The organism is Ferrovibrio sp. (assembly GCF_002796975.1).
Taxonomy (GTDB): domain Bacteria; phylum Pseudomonadota; class Alphaproteobacteria; order Ferrovibrionales; family Ferrovibrionaceae; genus Ferrovibrio.
This window is the reverse complement of record NZ_PEKV01000003.1, coordinates 148,583-152,526: the sequence shown is the minus strand read 5'-3', so window position 1 is coordinate 152,526 and position 3,944 is coordinate 148,583. Positions and strand designations below refer to the sequence as shown.

4 protein-coding genes are annotated in these 3,944 nt (G+C 66.5%); 1 reads left to right on the top strand and 3 read right to left on the bottom strand.

The window, feature by feature from the left end; all coding sequences use genetic code 11:
* Nucleotides 1-90: 90 nt before the first annotated feature.
* From CTR53_RS02440 to rpe, 3 genes are read right to left on the bottom strand one after another with little or no spacing between them, the layout of a single operon-like run.
* The gene (locus tag CTR53_RS02440) at nt 91-609 is read right to left on the bottom strand and encodes a HutD family protein (RefSeq protein ID WP_290809141.1); all 519 of its coding nucleotides are present in this window, start codon (nt 607-609) and stop codon (nt 91-93) included.
* 29 nt (nt 610-638) lie between these two features.
* Nucleotides 639-2,291: a heparinase II/III family protein gene (locus CTR53_RS02435; protein ID WP_290809139.1), complete on the bottom strand. Its 1,653-nt coding sequence runs from the start codon at nt 2,289-2,291 to the stop codon at nt 639-641.
* A gap of 6 nt (nt 2,292-2,297) precedes the next feature.
* Nucleotides 2,298-2,972 carry a ribulose-phosphate 3-epimerase gene (gene rpe / locus CTR53_RS02430; protein WP_290809137.1) on the bottom strand — a complete coding sequence of 225 codons (675 nt, stop codon included), beginning with the start codon at nt 2,970-2,972 and terminating at the stop codon, nt 2,298-2,300.
* A 145-nt stretch (nt 2,973-3,117) separates the two neighbouring features.
* Between rpe and CTR53_RS02425 the strand changes: the two genes are divergently transcribed.
* The coding region (locus tag CTR53_RS02425) for a transcription antitermination factor NusB (protein ID WP_290809216.1) at nt 3,118-3,944 on the top strand (827 nt) is incomplete at its 3' end.

Below are 3,944 nucleotides of genomic sequence, written 5' to 3'. Positions count from 1 at the left end.
TCGCTCTGCGCCGCCGAGGTGATCAGCCATATCGGCCCGCGACCGCAGAAGCCGCTCAAGCCCTTCGTGGCCGACGCAATAAAGGGTTAATTAAAACGGCTTGTCGACGGCGGCGATGAGCACATGGCGCTCATCCAGCCGCATCGAGGCGCTGTAGGCCGAGACAATGGCATGGCCTGCACTGGGCAGCATGCTGCGGCTCTGCGCGATATTCACCCGCATCACCATCTCGTTGTGCGCCATCACGTTCAGCACGGTGACCGGACGATCGCCCTTCAGCCTGCAGTTCACACTCAGGCCGCCATCGAACCAGTAGACCTCGAAGGGCTTCACCACATCGAAGGATGTGCCGTCGGCAAACTCCATGGTGAAGCCGGGGCCCGAGACCAGCACGATCCAGCGTGACACATTCGGAAAGCTTGAGAACGGGCCATCTTTTTCGATCACCGCGCGGCTGACGCGCCAGCGGAAATTCGAGGTGTTGGCCTCCGGCGGATCGACGGCGATCTGATAGGTCGTGCCGCCGCCATTCTTCCACGGCTCAGCATCCAGCGAGGCCAGCGAGATCAGCCGGTTGGTTTCCACCGCACCCGGCTTCTCCTTGGCCACCTGCCGGCTGCGGCCGGAGAAAAGACTGCCTAGTTGATCTTTGTCAGAGCCCATTTGAACACCAGGGGTTCGGCACCGGCCGAACCGGCCATCACGATCTGCTGCGTGCGGCGCACTTCGCCGCCAACGCCAAGATAAACACTGTCTTCCAACCGTACCACGCCACCCATGCCGCGCCAGCGCCAGCCCTGCCCGCTGGCAGTTTTCAGGATCACGGTGTCACCGCTACCGATCAGCGAGGCGTGCATGCCAGGATGCAGATGCAGCCGCAGCACGGCCTCGACCGGCATGACCCCGTGCGTCGCAACAGGGCCCTCAGAGACGATATCCTCGCCGCGCAGATCCTCGCCACCGGCCGAGAGATACAGCCGCCGGCGATAGATCCGGTTGCAGGCAGCGTGCCAGCCGTCATGCTCCGCTTCGAACCAGATCGCGCCGTCCTGCTCGTTGCGCGAGACGGAAACGCTGGTGCCAGCCGCCGGCTCCCTGTCGCCGAGGCAGAGCGTGGAATGCGCCGCCACGCCGCTGAGTGCCGTCGCCCAGTTGCCACCCATGCGGCGCGACGCACCGCAATTGACGATCAGGCGGTCCTTGCCATGGCTGAACTCGAAGGCCAGCGGGCCCGAATGCGGCTTGACGTTTGCCGCACGCGGCGGCGCGACAGCAGCATCGAGCAGCAGCAGCGCGCGCTTGGCCGCAGCGCGTTCGAAGCCGCTATGCGTGGCCGAAGCCAGCGGCTTGCCCTTGGCATCGGAGAGATCGAGCAGCAGGTCGATCTGCGCCGCATTCTCTTCCTCGCCGCCATGGAACAGTGCCAGACCGCCGTCGCCGTGACGCAGGGTGCGCAGCATCGGCGCCATGCGGTCGAGATAGGGCTGCAGCATGGCGGCGCGTTCGGGATCGACTGCCTGCAGGAAACGCCACAGCGCCACCAGATCGCGCAGCATGCGATACAGCAGCGAGGGGTTGCGCGAGACATGGCCGCCATCGGCCATCACCTGCGCATCCAGCGCGGCGCACAATGCCTGCAGCGCCACCTTGTCCTGCGCCTGGCCGAGCGCCTCTGCACCATAGGCGGCACCGAGCGTGGCGTCGAAGCGCGGCCAGCCCGCCGGTGCAAAACTGCTGGCGCGTTTCAGATGCGCGGCATGACGTGCGATGCTGAGCAGGAAATCATGGCCGAAGGCATCGTCGGCGCCATCGAGCAGGAAATGCGAGGCGAGCAGCCATTGCGACAGCCTGCGGCCGGCAATGGCCGGCTGCCAGGGCAGGCCGCGGATCGACAGCGAATGTTTGGCGATCCAGTCGGCCACCAGGCTGCGTGCCATGCGCCGCGCCATGTCACCGCTCTGCGTGGCGAAATCGCGCAGCCAGACGAAACCGTGCAGGCCGGCGGCCCAGGCAGCATGGCTGGCGGGATCGAGGCCGGCTTCGGTTGCAGCAACCGACCAGGGCGCGGCACGCGGCGACACCACTTCGGCACCGGCAAAAACAAAGCGGCCCTGGAACAGGCGGTCTGCGTTTGAAACTGTGCCGGACCAGGGATCGTCGGGCAGGACGGGAAGTTCGAGCGGCGCCTTGCGCGGCAGGGTCAGGGCATAAAGCCGCGTGCCATACCAGGCCGCCGCCAGGCGGCGCAGCAGTTTACGACCGACGGAGTCCTGCAGCGAGGCCGCAGTCACGTCAGCTCACTTCGATGCTTTTGCGCGCACTCGCGCGATGTTGCCGGCATAGGCAGCAGGACCGCCCTGGAAGGTGGCAGTGCCGGCAACCAGCACATCGGCGCCGGCATCCACCGCCAGCTGCGCGGTCTCGGCATTGATGCCGCCGTCGACTTCCAGGTCGATGGCGCGGCCGGAAGCGTCGATGGCCCGGCGCAAGATGCGGATCTTGTCGAGCTGGCTATGGATGAACTTCTGGCCGCCGAAACCGGGATTGACGCTCATCACCAGCACAAGGTCGACCATATCGAGTACGGCCAGCGCCGCTTCCACCGGCGTGCCGGGATTGAGCGACAGGCCGGCTTTCTTGCCCAGCGAACGGATGAGCTGCAGCGTGCGATGCACATGCGGGCCGGCTTCGGGATGCACGGTGATGATATCGGCGCCGGCTTCGGCAAACTGCGGAATGAAGGCATCGACCGGCGAGATCATCAGATGCACGTCGAACTGCCGCGTCGTGTGCTTGCGCAGCGCCGCCACCACATTGGGGCCAATGGTCAGGTTCGGCACGAAATGGCCGTCCATCACATCGATATGGATGTAATCGGCGCCCGCCTTGTCGATGGCGGTGACCTCGGCACCCAGCTGGGCGAAGTCGGCCGAAAGGATCGAGGGGGCGATTCGGGTGGCTTGCTGCGGCATGGCGCAGGCTTAGCAAATTTGGCCGCGCAGGCCAAGCAAGCGGCTTTGCGGCATTCGGTCACGAAAGGCGGCGAATCCGGGGTTTTTCACCCTCAGATAGCCCTCCGCCTCGACGGCCCCGGGCCTGAAGGCTAGAAGAAGCGCCATGTCCGACGCTTCCGCCTTCCCCACCGTTCCCGGCCCGGCTTCCGCGCGCCGCGTGGCCGCCAATCTGGTCGACATGGTACTGGGCAAGGGCCGAGCGCTGGACGATGCCCTGGCCGACCCTAAGTCGGGCTTCCGGGACCTGAGCGACCGCGACCGCGCCTATGTGCGCCGCCTCGCTGCCACGACCTTGCGCCGCCGCGGCCAGATCGACGGCGTGTTGCGCAAATTCCTCACGCTGTGGCCCAAGGGCCTGCCGCGCGAGGCGATGCGGCTGGGCGCAGCCGAGCTACTGTTCCTCGATGCGCCGGCCCATGCCGCGGTGGGCGAAGCCGTCAACCTGATGCATCCCGAGCAGAAAAAACCGCGCGGCCTGATCAACGCCGTGCTGCGCAAGGTGGCGACCGAGGGCGCCGCCATCGTCGCCGAGCAGGATGTCGCCAGGGCGAACACGCCCGACTGGCTGTGGCAGAGCTGGGTGAATTTCTACGGCGAGGATACGGCGAGAGACATCGCCATGGCGCATCTGCAGGAAGCGCCGCTGGATATCAGCCTGAAGAGCGACGATGCCGCCGGCTGGGCGGAGAGGCTGGAAGCAGACATCCTGCCGACCGGCGGCTTGCGCCGCATGGCCGGCGGCGCGGTCGAGAGCCTGTCCGGTTTTGCCCCGGAAGACGGCAGTGGCAGCGAATGGTGGGTGCAGGATGTTGCCGCATCGTTGCCGGTGCAGCTGCTGGGTGATGTAAAGGGCCAGCGCGTTGCCGATCTCTGCGCCGCGCCCGGCGGCAAGACCGCACAGCTCGCCGCACTCGGCGCCAGCGTCATGGC

What these genes read in the sequence shown, in the direction of transcription:
- rpe (WP_290809137.1), bottom strand. Translation starts at nt 2,972, where the DNA reads ATGCCGCAGCAAGCCACCCGAATCGCCCCCTCGATCCTTTCGGCCGAC.